General features: G+C 57.2%; 13 protein-coding genes. 9 read left to right on the top strand and 4 right to left on the bottom strand.

The features are described from left to right. Positions 1 to 113 precede the first annotated feature (113 nt). The 4 genes from CKQ53_RS09730 (at position 114) to putA (ending at position 8,431) form a co-directional block, all read left to right on the top strand. Positions 114 to 1,487, top strand: coding sequence for an MFS transporter (locus CKQ53_RS09730; protein WP_094118532.1), 1,374 nt, complete (start codon positions 114 to 116; stop codon positions 1,485 to 1,487). A 456-nt stretch (positions 1,488 to 1,943) separates the two neighbouring features. After that, positions 1,944 to 2,780, top strand: a complete 837-nt coding sequence (locus tag CKQ53_RS09725; protein WP_085651705.1) for an ABC transporter substrate-binding protein — start codon at positions 1,944 to 1,946, stop codon at positions 2,778 to 2,780. Positions 2,781 to 3,028: 248 nt separating this feature from the next. Beyond that, positions 3,029 to 4,570 carry an amino acid ABC transporter permease/ATP-binding protein gene (locus CKQ53_RS09720; RefSeq protein ID WP_085651704.1) on the top strand — a complete coding sequence of 514 codons (1,542 nt, stop codon included), beginning with the start codon at positions 3,029 to 3,031 and terminating at the stop codon, positions 4,568 to 4,570. Between the two features lie 81 nt (positions 4,571 to 4,651). Next, positions 4,652 to 8,431, top strand: a complete 3,780-nt coding sequence (putA, locus tag CKQ53_RS09715; RefSeq protein WP_118894945.1) for a trifunctional transcriptional regulator/proline dehydrogenase/L-glutamate gamma-semialdehyde dehydrogenase — start codon at positions 4,652 to 4,654, stop codon at positions 8,429 to 8,431. Between the two features lie 50 nt (positions 8,432 to 8,481). Here the strand turns inward: putA and CKQ53_RS09710 are convergent, their stop codons facing one another. Further along, positions 8,482 to 8,973, bottom strand: coding sequence for a YajQ family cyclic di-GMP-binding protein (locus tag CKQ53_RS09710; protein ID WP_085651702.1), 492 nt, complete (start codon positions 8,971 to 8,973; stop codon positions 8,482 to 8,484). A gap of 190 nt (positions 8,974 to 9,163) precedes the next feature. Between CKQ53_RS09710 and panE the strand changes: the two genes are divergently transcribed. Continuing rightward, positions 9,164 to 10,072, top strand: a complete 909-nt coding sequence (panE, locus tag CKQ53_RS09705) for a 2-dehydropantoate 2-reductase (protein ID WP_085651701.1) — start codon at positions 9,164 to 9,166, stop codon at positions 10,070 to 10,072. Further along, a complete protein-coding gene (gene yajL / locus CKQ53_RS09700; RefSeq protein WP_094118533.1) occupies positions 10,035 to 10,625 on the top strand; it encodes a protein deglycase YajL in 591 nt (196 codons plus the stop codon). Before panE ends, yajL begins: the two co-directional genes overlap by 38 nt. 56 nt (positions 10,626 to 10,681) lie before the next feature. Here yajL and thiI read toward each other — a convergent pair whose 3' ends face one another. Then, the gene (thiI, locus tag CKQ53_RS09695) at positions 10,682 to 12,130 is read right to left on the bottom strand and encodes a tRNA uracil 4-sulfurtransferase ThiI (RefSeq protein WP_085651699.1); all 1,449 of its coding nucleotides are present in this window, start codon (positions 12,128 to 12,130) and stop codon (positions 10,682 to 10,684) included. Positions 12,131 to 12,367: 237 nt separating this feature from the next. Here thiI and xseB point away from each other — a divergent pair, with 237 nt between their 5' ends. The 3 genes from xseB to dxs are packed head-to-tail and all read left to right on the top strand — an operon-like array spanning position 12,368 to position 15,427. Then, entirely contained in the window at positions 12,368 to 12,610 is a 243-nt protein-coding gene (gene xseB, locus CKQ53_RS09690; protein WP_085651698.1) for an exodeoxyribonuclease VII small subunit, read from the top strand. Positions 12,611 to 12,619: 9 nt separating this feature from the next. Further along, positions 12,620 to 13,531, top strand: coding sequence for a (2E,6E)-farnesyl diphosphate synthase (ispA, locus tag CKQ53_RS09685; protein WP_094118534.1), 912 nt, complete (start codon positions 12,620 to 12,622; stop codon positions 13,529 to 13,531). Positions 13,532 to 13,564: 33 nt separating this feature from the next. Next, entirely contained in the window at positions 13,565 to 15,427 is a 1,863-nt protein-coding gene (gene dxs, locus CKQ53_RS09680) for a 1-deoxy-D-xylulose-5-phosphate synthase (RefSeq protein ID WP_118894943.1), read from the top strand. Between the two features lie 106 nt (positions 15,428 to 15,533). On the opposite strand, the gene pgpA is transcribed toward dxs, so the two are convergent. Together pgpA and thiL are read right to left on the bottom strand one after the other, a co-directional pair. Next, positions 15,534 to 16,049, bottom strand: coding sequence for a phosphatidylglycerophosphatase A (gene pgpA, locus CKQ53_RS09675; protein WP_085651695.1), 516 nt, complete (start codon positions 16,047 to 16,049; stop codon positions 15,534 to 15,536). Beyond that, entirely contained in the window at positions 16,030 to 17,004 is a 975-nt protein-coding gene (thiL, locus tag CKQ53_RS09670) for a thiamine-phosphate kinase (protein ID WP_085651694.1), read from the bottom strand. Before thiL ends, pgpA begins: the two co-directional genes overlap by 20 nt. Between the last annotated feature and the right edge of the window lie 27 nt (positions 17,005 to 17,031).

Genomic DNA, 17,031 nt, shown 5'->3' with positions numbered 1-17,031 from the left:
GCCGTCTGTTTTTTTATTTCTCTCCGACTCCGCCAAATCAGGTAACAAAACGCGCATTTACGCGCGTGCGTCAGAGGCTCTAAAATAGCGCCAGAAAAACACCCGAGGTATAGATGAACGATAACCGAATGACACCTGCCGAGTTACGGGCAACGTGGGGACTGGGGACGGTCTTTTCACTACGCATGCTGGGCATGTTCATGGTCCTCCCGGTGTTGACCACGTACGGCATGGCGTTGCAAGGCGCCAGCGAATTCCTGATAGGCGTCGCCATCGGCATCTATGGCCTAATGCAGGCGCTCTTCCAAATTCCCTTCGGGCTGATGTCGGACCGCATCGGGCGTAAACCCCTCATCGTCGGCGGCCTGCTGATGTTCGCCGCCGGTAGCGTTATCGCCGCGCTCAGTGACTCGATCTGGGGCATTATTCTTGGCCGCGCCCTGCAAGGTTCGGGAGCCATCTCCGCGGCGGTCATGGCCTTACTGTCGGATTTAACGCGTGAGCAGAACCGCACTAAAGCGATGGCGTTCATCGGCGTCAGCTTTGGCGTCACCTTTGCCATCGCAATGGTGATCGGCCCTATCGTCACCCATGCGCTGGGCCTGCATGCCCTGTTCTGGGGGATCGCCCTCATTTCCGTTATCGCCATCGTTATCACGCTCGCGTTTATCCCGAATGCCTCTCAACATGTGCTTAATCGCGAGTCGGCCATTGTACGCGGCAGCGTCAGAAAAGTGCTGGCGAATAGCCGACTGCTGAAGCTGAACGTCGGCATCATGTGCCTGCATATCCTGTTAATGTCGAGCTTCGTGGCGCTGCCGAGGGCGATGGAACAAGCAGGGCTCCCGCCTCAGGATCACTGGAAAGTGTATCTGGCGACGATGCTGATTTCGTTCGTCGCCGTCGTGCCTTTCGTCATTTATGCCGAACTGAAACGCCGCATGAAACAGGTCTTTATCGTCTGCATCATCATTTTGATCGCCGCCGAGCTGGTATTACTCAGCGCGGAAGGCAGCCAGCTGTGGCGCATTATCATCGGCATTCAGTTGTTTCTGTTGGGATTCAATGTCATGGAGGCCCTGCTGCCTTCACTCATCAGTAAAGAAGCTCCGGCCGGGTACAAAGGCACCGCCATGGGCGTTTACTCCACCACGCAGTTTATCGGCGTTGCGATTGGCGGCAGTCTGGGCGGCGCGCTCTTCGACTTGTACGGCGCCGCGCTGGTCTTTAGCGCCGGGGCCGTTATCGCGCTGGGCTGGCTGATACTCAGCTTCACCATGAAGGAACCGCCCTATCTCAGCAGCCTGCGGCTCACCCTGTCCGAGCATACGCTGCAAGACCTCCAGCTTGAGCAAAAGATGCGTGGCCTGCCGGGCGTCGCCGAGGTCATCATTGTGCCTCACGAGCAGAGCGCTTATGTCAAAATTGACACCAAGCAGACCAACAGAAAAACGCTGGAACAGTGGATCGATACGGCATCGGTGTAATACCTCACACGCATCCTGCCACTTTCTACACATTGCTGACCTGGGAACGCCCGTTACGCGAGGGGCGTTCCGATATTTTCAGGCCAAAAAACCCGTCAATTCAGACACCTTTTTCTGATACCCGCGTTGCACCACACGCCGCACCGCGTCTGTGCAGCCGCACAACGATTGAACATTTCCCATTCCCCTAAACCACTCACCTGCACGATACCGCAAAGATAAACCAGGCACCGTCCTCGTCCTCTTTGTTGAGATCTGAACGTCGTTGGAAGATAAATTGATTACTTTTTCTTAACTATCCCGGACAACAGGCGCTGTCCTGTCGTTCTTCGTCAGCCCTGGCGCAGACGAAGTGCCGCAATGAACCCCATGGTGAGGAAATGGCATGGTATATGCTTAGTCAACAGGGCGTCCCCCACACAGCAGGCTGGCTTACCGCATAATAAGGACATCATCATGATTGGGAAAAAACCGCTCAACTCCGCTTTTTTCACGCTCAGAAAGGCGCTCTGTTTCTGCGCCGCGCTGGGTGCCCTGGCGAACACACCGGCCTTTTCCGCGCCGCTAAAAGTCGGTGCCGACCTTACCTACCCTCCTTACAACTATCTTGATAATCATCAACCGGCGGGATTTGATGCCGAGTTTATCCAGCTCGTCGCCGCTGAACTTAAAACCCAACCCGAATTTATCGATACGCGCTTCGCCAATCTGATTATGGGATTGAATACGGGCAAATTTGACGTGATCGCCTCTTCGCTTTACATCACGCCGGAACGCGCAAAACAGATCGATTTCATCCCCTACGTCAAAACCGGCGGCGTCCTTATCGCGAGAAAAGGCGATCCGTTTCAGCCGACGGAACTCGGCATGCTGTGCGGTAAAAAAGTCAGTTCTATCAGCGGAGCGGCGTGGGTGCTGAAGATGTCGCAGGGTTCTAAAACGCTGTGCGTGGATAAAGGGCTGAAACCGATCGATATCCGCGAATTCCCCACTGCGCCCGAAGCCAGTCAGGCCGTGCTGTCGCGGGCGGTAGACGTTCAGTTTGATGACGCGGCGGTGGCTTTTGACGTCGCCAACAAAACCCAGAAACTGACGGTTAGCAGCGGGATCGTCTATCCCATTCTGATAGGCCTGGGCGTGAAGAAAGGCAACGAGGAGAAATTCAGCAGCCTTAATACTGCCGTCCAGAAGGTGATCAAGTCGCCGGAATACACGCAGCTGTTGAAGAAATACAACCTGAAGGCGTATTCCCCCAGCGAAGTACAGGCGGCGTTGAACGGTACGCTGGAGTAAATCATCATCCCGCGCCCTTCTCCCACCGATGCGGGTTAAACGTGTGGAGAGGGGGCATCGTCAGTCAGGCTTCCTATGCGCCCTGACAGACTGTGACGGCGTGACGATCAGGACGTCACCGATTCGCCGTCGTCACATCATCGCGAACAGAAAGCACGGCCGTCGCGTTTCATCATGCGTGTTATTCCGGTGAGCCATCCAGATGCATTACCGCTGATGCCAGCGCCAATTTCATCACAGGATAAACTATGGATTTTGATACTCATTATTTCTTTGAGCTGTTCTCTTATTCTGATTTCTGGCAAGCCACGCTGGTCGTGATTGCGCTGAGCGTCGCCTCCTGGGTCGGCGGTAATATTCTTGGCCTCGTTCTGGCGCTGGCGAAACAATCCCATTTCCTGCCATTGCGGGCGCTCGCCAAAATCTATATCTGGTTTTTCAGAAGCCTGCCGCTGCTGGTGTTGATTATCCTCATCTATAACCTGCCGCAGTTTTTCACGTCCACGTCTGATCTGCTGTCATCGCCGTTTGTTTCCGGGCTGATCGCGATGGTGCTGTGTGAATCCGCGTTTATCGCTGAGATCTATCGCGGCGGCCTGATGTCCGTACACAAGGGGCAGCTGGAAGCGGCGAAATCCCTCAATATCAATTACGCCGGAATACAAAAACGCATCATCATTCCACAAGCGATGCGTATCGCGCTTCCCGCGCTGGCCAATGAATTCATCGTCATCGTCAAACTGACCTCGTTGGTTTCCGTCATTTCTCTCGGGGAAATTCTTCTGGTAGGGCAGCGGCTATATACCCAGAACTTCAAGGTTATCGAAACGCTGCTCGCGGTGTCGTGTTACTACATCTTCATCGTGACCGTCTTTGATCGGCTGGTGACCGCGCTGGAAAAATGGCTCGACACCGGCAGCCGGAAAGCTCGGGGGTTAAGCGATCACGAACTCGCCTTGCTGCAGGCGCAACCGCCGGCACCCGCGTTACAGCCCGCCCGTAAATATGCCAGCGACAAACACCGCGTCACCCTGGCGCTGGAGGGGATCTGCAAACGCTACGGCAACAAGCCGGTGCTGAAGAATATCAACCTCGCCATCAAAAAAGGCGAAGTGATCGCCATCATCGGCCCTTCCGGCTCGGGAAAAACGTCGTTAATCCGCACTATGAACGGTCTGGAGTCGCTGGATGCCGGGAAAATTCTGCTGGATGACCAACCTTTCCTTCATCCCACGGATAACGGCAGGCCAACGCAGCACTATTACCAACAGGCTGAGAAAATCGGCATGGTTTTTCAGGGGTTTTACCTCTTCCCGCACATGACCGCGCTGGAGAATGTGATGTTCGCACCGCTCTACCATCACACCGGCGCCAAAGACGATATTTTGGCTCAAGGGCTAACACTGCTGAAAAAAGTCGGGCTGCTCGAACACGCCCATAAATACCCCCACCAGCTTTCCGGCGGCCAGCAGCAGCGCGTGGCCATCGCGCGGGCGCTGGCGATGACGCCGTCTATCATGCTGTTTGACGAACCGACCTCGGCGCTGGACCCGGAGCTGGTCGGCGACGTGCTGAAAGTCATTGAAAACCTCGCTAACGAGGGGATGACGATGGTGATCGTGACTCACGAAATGTCCTTCGCATTCAAAATTTCCGACCGCATTGTCTTTATGGAGGAAGGCGAGATTCTCGCCGTCGGCGCCCCCAATGACATCCTGCATTCCACGGACGAGAGATTAGTGAAGTTTCTTCACAACCAGAAAAGTGCGCTGACGACCCTCGCGCTGTAACACCACGAACGATGGATGGGCTGATTACCGTAGCGGCTGCTTTCCCGCCGTAGACTAAGATTAAGTAACGTGAGGTTTATTATGGCTATCGATATCGCAAGAGATGAGGTTATGGACAGAGAAAAAATTTCGCCGTTCGCCGAGCTATCAGCGCATTGGACCTCCAGAGATGACAAGAGAAAAGCCATCGCGCAGGTCTGGGACCAGCCAGAGCAGGAAGTGGTGTCCTCTCTGTTTGATACCCTCGACATACCTGACGAAACCGACCACAAAATCCACCAGTTAGCCCATTCATTGGCCTCATCGTTACGCAAAAAGAAAGTCAGTAAAGATCGCGAATCGATGATCCAAAACCTATTGCAGGAGTATTCCCTGTCCTCACGGGAAGGCGTTGCGCTGATGTGTCTGGCCGAAGCCCTGCTGCGTATCCCGGATGACGATACCCGCGACTTATTGATTCGCGACAAACTCTCGGGCCAGAACTGGAAATCTCATTTAGGCAAAAACTCGTCGCTGTTTATCAACGCAGCAACATGGGGACTGCTCGTCACCGGTTCGGTCGTCAGTTACGGCGACAAACACGCCTTATCTCACAGCGTGAATAATATTATCGCGACCGCCTCTTCCGCGCTGATCCGCAAAGCCATGGACGTCGCCATGCATGTCATGAGCGAACACTTCGTCACCGGAGAAACCATTTCACAGGCGCTGCAATCGATAACCCGCATCGAAAAAGCCGGATTTACCTACACCTTCGACATGCTGGGCGAAGCGGCGTTGACCCAGAAGGACGCCGACAACTACGTTCAACGCTGTCAGGAGGCGCTGCACGCCATTGGCAAGCACAGCCGAGGGAGAGGGATTTATGACGGCACCGAGTTTTCACTCAAACTCTCGGCGCTGCATCCCCGCTATACGCTGCACCAGTATGAACGGCTGTTCAGCGAACTGTACCCGACGTTGAAGTCGCTGGTGCTGCTCGCCAAATCCTATGACGTCGCGATTACGATCGATGCCGAGGAAGCCGACCGGTTGGACGTCTCGCTGGATCTGCTGACCCAGCTGTGTCAGGAGCCCGAATTACAATCGTGGAACGGCATCGGTTTTGTCATTCAGGCCTACCAGAAGCGCTGCTACAGCGTCATCGGCTACCTGAAAGATCTGGCTCGCCAAACCCAGCGACGCCTGCGGGTGCGTCTGGTCAAAGGCGCTTACTGGGACAGTGAGATCAAACGCGCGCAGGTCGCCGGGCTTGACGCGTATCCGGTGTTTACGCGCAAGGTCTACTCCGACGTTTCCTATCTGGCCTGCGCGAACGCCCTATTGTCGGAGCCGGACCTGTTTTATCCCCAGTTCGCCACGCACAACGCGCATTCGCTGGCGGCCATCTTTTATCTGGCGGGGGAAACCTTTACCCCGCATCAGTACGAGTTTCAGTGCCTCCACGGCATGGGCGTTCCGCTCTACCGGGAAGTGGTCGGCGCGGACCACCTAAATCGTCCTTGCCGTATCTACGCCCCGGTGGGCTCGCACGAAACTCTGTTGCCCTATCTGGTCCGCCGGTTGCTGGAAAACGGCTCCAACAGCTCCTTCGTGAATCAGATAGCCGACCCGGAGGTTTCGCTCGACAGTCTGATCGCCAGCCCTGTCAATACCGTCGCCGCGCTGGCGAAAACGGAACACCAGCTGGGATTGCCCCACCCTCGCATTCCGTTGCCGCGAGATATCTACGGCGCGGCGCGTGAAAACGCGCGGGGACTGAACCTGTATAACGAAGCCTGCTTGCACGAGCTATTCACGACCCTGGCACAGCGCGCGCAGGAAAAGATCCACGCGCAGCCCATCACGGCGACAGGCTCTCCGCTCGCGTCGCCAATCGATATCATCAATCCGGCTGATCCGCACGATGTCGTGGGCACCGTCTGCGAAGCCACCCCCACCGATGTGTCCCATGCTCTCGAGGCAGCGCAACAGGCGACGCGCCAGTGGGCTGCCATTTCTCCGTCGATCCGCGCGGAAAAATTGATCCGCGCCGCCGAATTGATGGAGCAACGCATCGGCGAACTCATCGGCGTGTTGGTCAGAGAGGCGGGCAAAACCTACAGCAATGCCATCGCCGAAGTTCGCGAAGCCGTGGATTTTCTCAACTATTACGCCCTACAGGTTCAGCAGACATTCGATAATGACAGCCACGTCCCCTTGGGCGTCATCGTTTGCATCAGCCCCTGGAACTTCCCTCTGGCCATTTTCACCGGCCAGATAGCCGCTGCGCTGGCGACCGGCAATACGGTGATTGCCAAGCCGGCCGAGCAAACGCCGCTGATCGCCTACCTCGCCGTGAATATCCTGCATGAAGCCGGTATTCCCAACGATGTCTTGCAGATGTTGCCAGGGCGCGGCGAAACCGTCGGAGCGCCGCTGATCGCCGACGAAAAGGTCAAAGGCGTCATGTTCACCGGCTCTACCGCCGTCGCCCTGTCAATCAACCAACAGATTGCGGGACGTCTGGATGAAGCCGGGCGCCCGATCCCCCTCATCGCGGAAACCGGCGGCATCAATGCCATGATCGTGGACTCGTCCGCGTTACCGGAACAGGTCATCATCGACTGTATGACTTCCGCGTTTGATAGCGCCGGTCAGCGCTGCTCGGCGTTAAGATTGTTATGTATCCAGAATGACGTCGCCGAATCGCTGCTCGAAGCCTTGCGCGGCACGATGGTCGAATATCAGATGGGTAACCCTGAACAGCTCTCAACGGATATCGGCCCGGTTATCGATGAAGAGGCGATGGGCGCCATCCGCGCGCACATCAGCGCGATGCGCGATAAAGGTTTTCCTGTCTTTCAGGCTAGTCACACCGCGATGCGCGACGTCACAGACGACGCTCAGGGGTACTTCATCACGCCTGCACTTATCGAAATCAACGCCATCGAAGACTTGAAAAAAGAGGTATTCGGTCCAGTGCTGCACGTGCTGCGCTATGACAGCCGCCAGTTGCCGGAGCTGGTGAATAAAATCAACGCATTGGGTTATGGTCTCACCTTCGGCATTCACTCTCGCATCGACCGCACCATCAACAAAGTGGCGGAAAGTATCGACGTGGGAAATGTGTATATCAACCGCAATGTGGTAGGCGCCGTCGTCGGCGTTCAGCCCTTCGGGGGCGAAGGACTCTCCGGCACCGGGCCCAAGGCGGGCGGGCCGCTGTACCTGTATCGTCTGCTGAGCCAGTGCCCTGCCAATGCCTCGCTGCAAGGCTTACGCTACACTGCGGTTGCCGGCCCGGAAGCCCTGCCGACGAAGCCCGGCGTCTTTAACGCCCATACGGCGCTGCAGGCTTGGGCGGAACAGCAGCAAAACAGCGAGCTGCTGCAATGTTGCAAAACGTTCAAAGAAAACAGCGCGGGCTATACCGTGAGCGCCCTTCCCGGTCCGACCGGCGAAGACAACGACTATCGGCTTTTGCCTCGAGAACGGGTTTTGGGGGTAGCGTTGAATCCACAGGACTTGCTGATCCAACTGGCGGCCGTCACCAGCGTAGGAGGCAAAATGCTGTGGCCGGACACCTCCGTGAACATTGCGCTCTATGAGAAACTGCCCGCCGACGTGAAAGCGGTGATCGATATTACGCCGGTCTCTACGCTTTACGAACAGCCTTTCGACGCGGTGATCCATCACGGCAACGCTGTATCGTTGCATAACGTCTGCACCCAGCTGGCTGCCAGACACGGCCCTATCGTATCCGTGCAGGGGCTAAGCAGCGGAGACAGCGCGATTCGGCTTGAACGCCTGCTGATTGAGCGCGCGATCTGCACCAATTCGGCAGCGGCGGGAGGCAATACGCGTCTGATGACGCTTTAAAACGAGAAAGGCCAGCATAGCTGGCCTTTAGCTTCTGTCGGGAAGTCCGCTTAGTCGCGGAAATTATTGAACTGGAAAGGCTGACCCAGATCCGCGCCGCGCACCAGCGCGATCACGTTTTGCAGGTCGTCGCGGGACTTACCCGTCACACGTACCTGTTCGCCCTGAATCTGCGCCTGCACTTTCAGCTTGCTGTCTTTGATCAGCTTGACCAGCTTCTTCGCCTGGGCAGTCTCAATCCCCTGCTTCAGACCGGCTTCCACGCTGTAGGTTTTACCGCTGTGCTCAAGCTCTTCAGGCACGTCTACCGCACTCCCTTCGATACCGCGTTTAGCCAGTTTCTCCCGCAGAATATCCACCAGCTGTTTAACCTGAAAATCTGACTCGCTCGCCATCTTGATGGTTTGCGCTTTCTCATTCAGATCAAAGCTGGCGGGTACATTGCGGAAATCCCAGCGGGTGCTCAGCTCGCGTGACGCATTCTCCACCGCATTGCGGACTTCCTGCATATCAATTTCCGAAACAATATCGAAAGATGGCATGATTTATCTCCTGACACAAAAAGGCTGCCGAGCATGATACCCGCTCGCCGGTCATAAGCAAAATGGTCGCCGGAGCCTGACAGAGACCGCCCTCCATAGGCGGCGAATACGGCGGACAAAACAATGGCCGATGGCTTATCATGTATAAAGTGATGCAGATCACATTTTCATTTTCACCTGGGAGAGAGGCATGAAAATTACCGTCCTCGGCTGCGGCGCCATCGGGCAACTCTGGCTCGCCGCTCTTCATCAGCAAGGGCACGACGTCCAAGGCTGGCTGCGCATCCCCCGTCCCTACTGTCCGGTGAATGTGATCACGCTCAACGGCGAACACTGCAACCTGAACTTGACCGCCAACGATCCCGATCATCTGGCGCAGAGCGAGCTATTACTGGTGACGCTGAAAGCCTGGCAGGTTTCCGACGCCGTCTCGTCCCTGCTGCCGCGTCTGCGTCCGAACTGTACGATCCTGCTGTTGCACAACGGAATGGGAACGTGGGAGGAACTGCCGAAGTTAACCCAGCCGGTGCTGGCTGGCATCACCACTCACGCCGCACGACGCGATCGCACTGCCGTCACGCATATCGCCGCAGGCACAACTCACATCGGCGGCGTCAACGGCATAGACGACCAGAGTTCGCTAGCGGACATTCTGCAGCAGGCCCTGCCGGACGTGGCCTGGCACAACAACATCACCGCCACCTGCTGGCTGAAGCTGGCCGCCAACTGCGTCATCAATCCGCTGACTGCGCTATACCGTTGCTCCAACGGCGAGCTGGCGTCTCGTCCGCAGGAACTGACGTCGCTATGTCAGGAGATAGCGCAGGTGATGGACCGGGAGGGGCTGCACACCTCGACCGAAAGCCTGTTAATCTATCTCTATCAGATTATCCACAACACGGCGGCCAATACCTCATCGATGCTGCAGGATATAATCGCGCAGCGGCACACCGAGATTGATTACATCACCGGATACCTGCTGAAACGCGGTCGAGCTCACGGCTTAACGCTGCCGGAGAACCGCCGCCTGTTCGAACAGATTAAGAAAAAGGAGAGTGAATATGAGCGCATCGGTACTGGTTTGCCTGGCCCCTGGTAGCGAGGAAATCGAAGCGGTCACCACCATCGACCTGCTGGTCAGAGCCGGTATTCAGGTGACCACCGCCAGCGTCGCCAGCGATGGCGATCTGAACATCACCTGTTCGCGCGGCGTGCGTATTCTGGCGGAGGTTCCGCTGGTCGCCGTAGCCGATCGCGCCTTTGACGCGGTGGTCTTGCCGGGCGGTCTGGAAGGCGCCGAGTGTTTTCGCGACAGCCCGCTACTGATTGAGCGCCTGCGCCAGACGCACCTGGAAGGCAACATCGTCGCCGCGATCTGCGCCTCGCCTGCCATTGTGCTGGAGTATCACCAGCTCTTCCCGGTCGGGAACATGACCGGCTATCCGGGGCTGAAATCGCAGATCCCGGAAGAGAAATGGCTGGATAAACGCGTCGCGTTCGACCCACGCGTCAACCTGCTGACCAGCCAGGGACCGGGCACCAGCATCGACTTCGCCCTGAAGCTGATTGACCTGCTGGTCGGCAAGGCCAAAGCAGCCGACGTCGCCGCTCAGCTGGTGCTGCCGCCGGGCATCTACAATTATCAGGATTGATATTCCATGCATAAAAAAAGGCGCCAAGGCGCCTTTTTTCTATCGCTTAACCGGATTCAGGGGCGATAAACCTTCACGTTATTAAAGCCCTGCTCGCGCAAATAGAGCGCCTGCAGACGGCTCATCACGCCGCGTTCGCAGTAGAGCAGATAGGTTTTGCTCTGATCCAGATCGCCAAACTGGGTCGCCAGTTTGTAGAACGGCAGCGACTTGATGTCGACCTGTTCCAGCGACAGCGGGCGATCGTCCTGTTCGTCTGGAGAGCGAATATCCAGCAAGATGTCGTTAGCGGCGAATGCATCTACCGTTTCGACTTCCACCACGTCCTGCGTGGTCTGTTCGGCGATCTCACGGATATCCAGATTGCGGGCTTCACTCACGACGCGATCGAGAATATCGAAGTCGAACTGACTCTCTTCGTGCTCGATTTTGGCTTTCACCGCTTTCACCGTTGGGCTTTTTGAGATCACGCCGCAATATTCCGGCATGGTCTTGGCGAAGTCTTCGGTGCCCAGTTGGCGCGCCATATTGATGATGTGCTCTTTATCGTGCGAGATCAGCGGACGCAGGATCAGCGTATCCGTCGCGTTGTCGATCATACGCAGGTTGGTGAGCGTCTGGCTGGATACCTGTCCCAACGCCTCACCGGTCACCAGCGCCTGCACGCCGTAGCGTTCGGCCACTTTCGACGCCGCCCGCACCATCATGCGTTTCAGTACAACGCCCATCTGACCGTCGTCGACTTTCTCCAGAATTTCGCCGACCACCGGTTCAAAATCGATGGCGACAAAGCGAACGCGATGCGAGCTGCCAAAACGGTTCCACAAATAGTGAGCAACCTGTTTAACGCCGATTTCATGCGCGGCGCCGCCCAGATTGAAGAAGCAGTAATGCACGCGGCAACCGCGACGCATCAGCATGTAACTGGACACGCCGGAGTCGAAACCGCCCGAAATCAACGACAGGACATCTTCCTGCGTACCAATCGGGTAGCCGCCGATGCCTTCATAGCGACCTTTAATCAGCAGCAGGCGATCCTGCTCGATTTCCAGATGCACGGTGAACTGCGGCGAGGTCAAATTGACCCGCGCGCTTTCGATGTGCTGGTTCAGGCCGCCGCCGACATAGCGCTCAACGTCCTGAGAGCTGAAGTCGTGCTTGCCGCGCCGTTTAACGCGCACGCAGAAGGTTTTGCCTTCCACCTGATCGCGGTACATGGCTAGCGTTTGCTCGAAGATATTGTGCAGATCGGTATAGTCGTGCTCTTCCACTTCGAGGACGTGGTGAATCCCCGGAATACGCGTCAGGGCATCGCGTATAATGGCGCGCTGGCTTTCGTCTTGAGCACGAACTTCGATATGATCCCAGTGACGGACAACCGCCAGCGTTTCATCATACTGTTTTAAAACGTTTCGGATGTTCCCTGTGAGGATTTTGATAAAGCGCAACCGCACAGATTGGCTTTTGATGGTGATTTCCGGGAACAATTTAATGATAAACTTCATGGTGGCTGTCGTTACTTGATCGTAAAGGCGTAAATAATTTTACCCTAAGGCTAAAATCACGTTATTGGTAATAGTGTCGTTGCTCCGGCAGTCTTACCAATAGCATCCAGGGCGCGGAGTATATCACTTAATTGCGGCATACGGCGCGCCTTAACCGCACAAATGCACGATGCGGAACGACGAACGACGGCCACCCTTTTGCGCGCCGATACGTAGGAACAGGACCCAAAACCGACTATGCCGAAAAAAAACGAACCACCCGTTAGTTTCGAGAATTCGCTGAACGAACTGGAACACATCGTCGCCCGCCTCGAGTCGGGCGATCTGCCGTTGGAAGAGGCGCTGCAGGCGTTTGAACAAGGTATCCAGCTGGCGCGCCAAGGGCAGTTGAAGCTGCAGCAGGCGGAGCAGCGCGTGCAGATCCTGCTTAACGATGAACCTGAAGCGGCCCTGACGCCTTTTACCCCGGATAACGAGTAGAGTCACGTCATGACAGAATTCTTTGAGCAACTGCGTGCCCACCATCAGCGCACGGACGCCACGCTGAGCCGGTTTATCGCCGACCTGCCATTTCAGAATACTCCTCTGGTTGAGGCTATGAGCTATGGGGCATTACTGGGGGGTAAACGGCTGCGTCCGTTTCTGGTCTATACGACCGGTCAGCTTTTTGGCCTCAAGCTGGAAAGTCTGGATGCGCCAGCGGCGGCCGTCGAGTGCATACACGCCTACTCATTGATTCATGACGACCTGCCCGCCATGGACAACGACGATCTGCGTCGCGGGCAGCCGACCTGCCATATTCGTTTCGGCGAAGCCAGTGCGATTCTGGCCGGAGATGCGCTGCAAACGCTGGCGTTTTCGATTCTGGCGGATGCGCCGATGCCGCAGGTCAGCGACCGCGACCGTCTGGCGATGGTGTCCGAGCTGGCGCAGGCCAGTGGCGTCGCGGGCATGTGCGGCGGCCAGTCGCTGGACTTGATCGCCGAAGGACATCAGGTTGATTTAGCCGCGCTGCAACAGATTCACAGCCATAAAACCGGAGCGCTGATCCGGGCCGCCATACGGATGGGCGCTCTGGCCGCAGGCGACGCGGGCCGACAGGCATTGCCCTGTCTCGACCGTTACGCCGCCGCCATCGGATTAGCATTTCAAGTACAGGATGACATCCTGGATGTCATCGGCGACAGCGCCACCACCGGCAAACGCCAGGGAGCCGATCAGCAACTGGGTAAAAGCACCTATCCGGGGCTATTGGGGTTGGATGAGGCGAAAGACAAGGCGCGACGTCTCTATCAGGACTCGCTGGAGGCGCTGGACGATCTGGTCAAAGTCAGTTCCCTTGCACTGGACGTTGCGCCGCTGCGGGCGCTGGCGAGTTACATCGTTGAACGCGATAAATAATTTCAACATAAGACACCGCTTAATGAGTATCCGATGACCCTTGATATAGCGAAATACCCAACGCTGGCGCTGGTGGAAAACCCGGACGAACTGCGCCTGCTGCCCAAAGAAAGTCTGCCGAAACTGTGCGATGAGCTTCGGCAATACCTGTTGGACAGCGTGAGCCGTTCAAGCGGGCATTTTGCCTCCGGTCTCGGTACGGTGGAATTGACGGTGGCTCTGCACTACGTCTACAACACGCCGTTTGATCACGTGATTTGGGACGTAGGCCATCAGGCCTATCCGCACAAAATTCTGACCGGACGACGCGATCGTATTGCGACCATCCGGCAGAAAGGCGGCCTGCACCCGTTCCCCTGGCGTGAGGAGAGCGAGTTCGACGTACTAAGCGTCGGTCACTCCTCTACGTCCATCAGCGCCGGTATTGGCATGGCGGTCGCCGCCGATCGTGAAGGTCTGGGGCGGCGTACCGTGTGCGTAATTGGCGACGGCGCCATCACCGCCGGGATGGCGTTCGAAGCCATGAACCATGCGGGCGATATCGACCCGGATATCTTGGTAGTGCTCAACGACAATGAAATGTCGATTTCCGAAAACGTCGGTGCCCTGAATAATCATCTGGCGCAGTTACTGTCCGGCAAGCTGTACTCCACGCTGCGCGAAGGCGGCAAAAAGGTGTTGTCCGGCATGCCGCCCATCAAGGAACTGGTTCGCCGCACCGAAGAACATCTCAAGGCGATGGTCGTGCCCGGCACGTTGTTCGAAGAACTGGGCTTCAACTACATCGGCCCCATCGACGGCCATGACGTCAACGTGCTAACGCAGACCCTGAAAAACATGCGGAGCCTGAAAGGGCCGCAGCTGCTACACATTATGACCAAGAAAGGCCGCGGCTATGCGCCCGCCGAGCAGGATCCGATCAGCTGGCACGCCGTGCCTAAGTTTGATCCGGCCAGCGGGATGCTGCCAAAGAGCAAGGAAGCACTGCCGACCTACTCCAAAATTTTCGGACAGTGGCTCACGGAGACCGCTGCGGGCGACAGCAAGCTGATGGCGATCACGCCAGCCATGCGGGAAGGCTCCGGGATGGTCGAGTTTTCTCGCCAGTATCCCAAACAGTATTTCGACGTAGCGATCGCCGAACAGCATGCGGTAACCTTCGCGGCCGGATTAGCGATAGGCGGCTACAAGCCGGTCGTCGCGATCTACTCCACCTTTTTGCAGCGGGCCTACGATCAGGTCATTCACGATGTTGCGATTCAGAAGCTGCCGGTCCTGTTCGCGATCGACCGCGGCGGCATCGTGGGCGCCGATGGGCCGACGCATCAGGGCGCGTTCGACCTTTCGTTCCTGCGCTGCATCCCCAATATGGTGATCATGACGCCGAGCGACGAGAATGAATGCCGCCTGATGCTGCATACTGGCTATCACTATCAGGATGGGCCGGTGGCCGTTCGCTATCCGCGCGGCAGTGGTCTGGGCGTCGAGCCGACGCCGCTGACATCGATGGCGATCGGCAAAGGCATTGTGCGTCGTGAAGGCGAGAAGCTGGCCATTCTGAACTTCGGGACGCTACTGCCCGAAGCGCGTGAAGCGGCGGAAAAGCTGAATGCGACGCTGGTAGATATGCGTTTTGTCAAACCATTGGACATCGAGCTGCTTGAAACGCTAACGGCAAACCACGACGCGCTGGTGACGCTGGAAGAGAATGCGGTGATGGGCGGAGCAGGCAGCGGCGTGAACGAGTGGGTGATGGCGAATCGTCGACCCGTGTCGGTGCTGAATCTGGGCCTGCCGGATCGGTTTATCTCTCAGGGATCGCAGCAAGAGGTCCGCGCCGACCTAGGTCTGGATGCCGCGGGTATTGAGAAAAGCATTCGAGACTGGCTGGCCTAATCACAGGCTAAGCGCTGATTCCTCGCCGACGCAACAGCGTCAGGCGGGGAATCGGCAAAAGAAGTAATAAACCGGGACGGGCTCGTGCGCTAGCGATGGCGCGCATTTACCACGGCAGAGAGTGGCCGAGCAGATAGATGATGGCCGCGGCCACGACGCCAGCAATCACATCGTCTACCATAATTCCCATTCCGCCATGCACGTTACGGTCGAACCAGCGAATGGGCCACGGCTTCCAGATATCCAGCACGCGGAACAGCACGAATCCGGCAGCAACCCAGCCCCAATGCATGGAAGGCAGCGCCATCAGGGTGATCCACATTCCAACGAATTCGTCCCACACGATGCTGCCGTGATCGTGAACGCCCATGTCTTTCGCGGTACGCTGACAAAGGTACACGCCGATACCAATGCTGAGCATGACCAGCAGCGAGTAGAGCTGCCACGGCAGCAGAATCATCAGGTACCACAGCGGGATCGCCGCCAGCGATCCTACCGTTCCCGGCATCCAGGGCGATAAGCCACTCCCCAGCCCGGTCGCCAGAAAATGCCACGGGTTCAGCATTCGCAGACGGCTTTTCGCCTCACGCGAGCCTTTATTTTCACTCACCAAAGTGGTCATAGCCTTTGAGGTCGATATCGACGGGTTCGTCGTGTTGGAAGAAACGCAGCCCTTCGGCCGCCGGACACATCTGTCCGATGCAGGTATAGCGCACGCCGAGGTGGCTAAGCGCCAGATCCAACGCGCCGCGATTGAGCTCCGGCACGGTGAAGCAAAGCTCATAGTCCTCTCCCCCGCCCAACGCCCAACGCCCGGCGCAATCGGCATCCACCGACTGCTGCAGCGCTTCGGAGTACGGCAGCATATCCAGATTGATATGCGCGCCGCATTCGCTGGCGGTGAGGATATGGCGGAGATCGGAAGCCAGGCCATCGGACAGATCGATGGCGGAATGCGCCAGACCACGTAGCGCCTGCCCTTGCAAGATGCGTGGCTGAGGTCGGAGATGACGTTGTAACAGGAAGCGTCGCCGTTCGTCGTCCTCGACCTGCAGGCGATCCTGCAAAATGGCCAGGCCCGCAGCGCTGTCGCCCAACGTTCCTGTCACGTAGATCCAGTCGCCGACATGCGCGCCATCACGACGCAGGGCGCGTCCGGCCGGAACCAGTCCCTGAATCGTCATGGTAATACTGAGCGGACCGCGGGTAGTGTCGCCACCAACCAGCTGCATGTCATAGTAATCAAGCAGTTCGAACAGGCTATCGCTATAGGCCTTCAGCCAGCCGCTGTCGATAGACGGCAGCGTCAAGGCGAGGGAGACCCATGCCGGATCGGCACCCATAGCGGCAAGATCGCTCAGATTGACGGCCAAAGATTTGAAGGCCAGGTCCGCCGGATTGATATCCGGCAGGAAGTGTACGCCAGCAACCAGCGTATCCGTGCTGACGGCCAGCTGCGTTTTATCAGCCACCGTCAGCAACGCACAGTCGTCTCCGATGCCCAGTTCCACGTCCCGGCGCGTTGTTCTCACCCGGTCAAAATAACGGGCAATCAGATCGAATTCACCAGCAACCATATCTCGTCCAGACCGTACCGAAGCTTA

It is taken from the genome of Lonsdalea britannica, assembly GCF_003515985.1.
GTDB classification, from domain to species: domain Bacteria; phylum Pseudomonadota; class Gammaproteobacteria; order Enterobacterales; family Enterobacteriaceae; genus Lonsdalea; species Lonsdalea britannica.
This window is presented reverse-complemented; position numbering and strand designations above follow the sequence as displayed.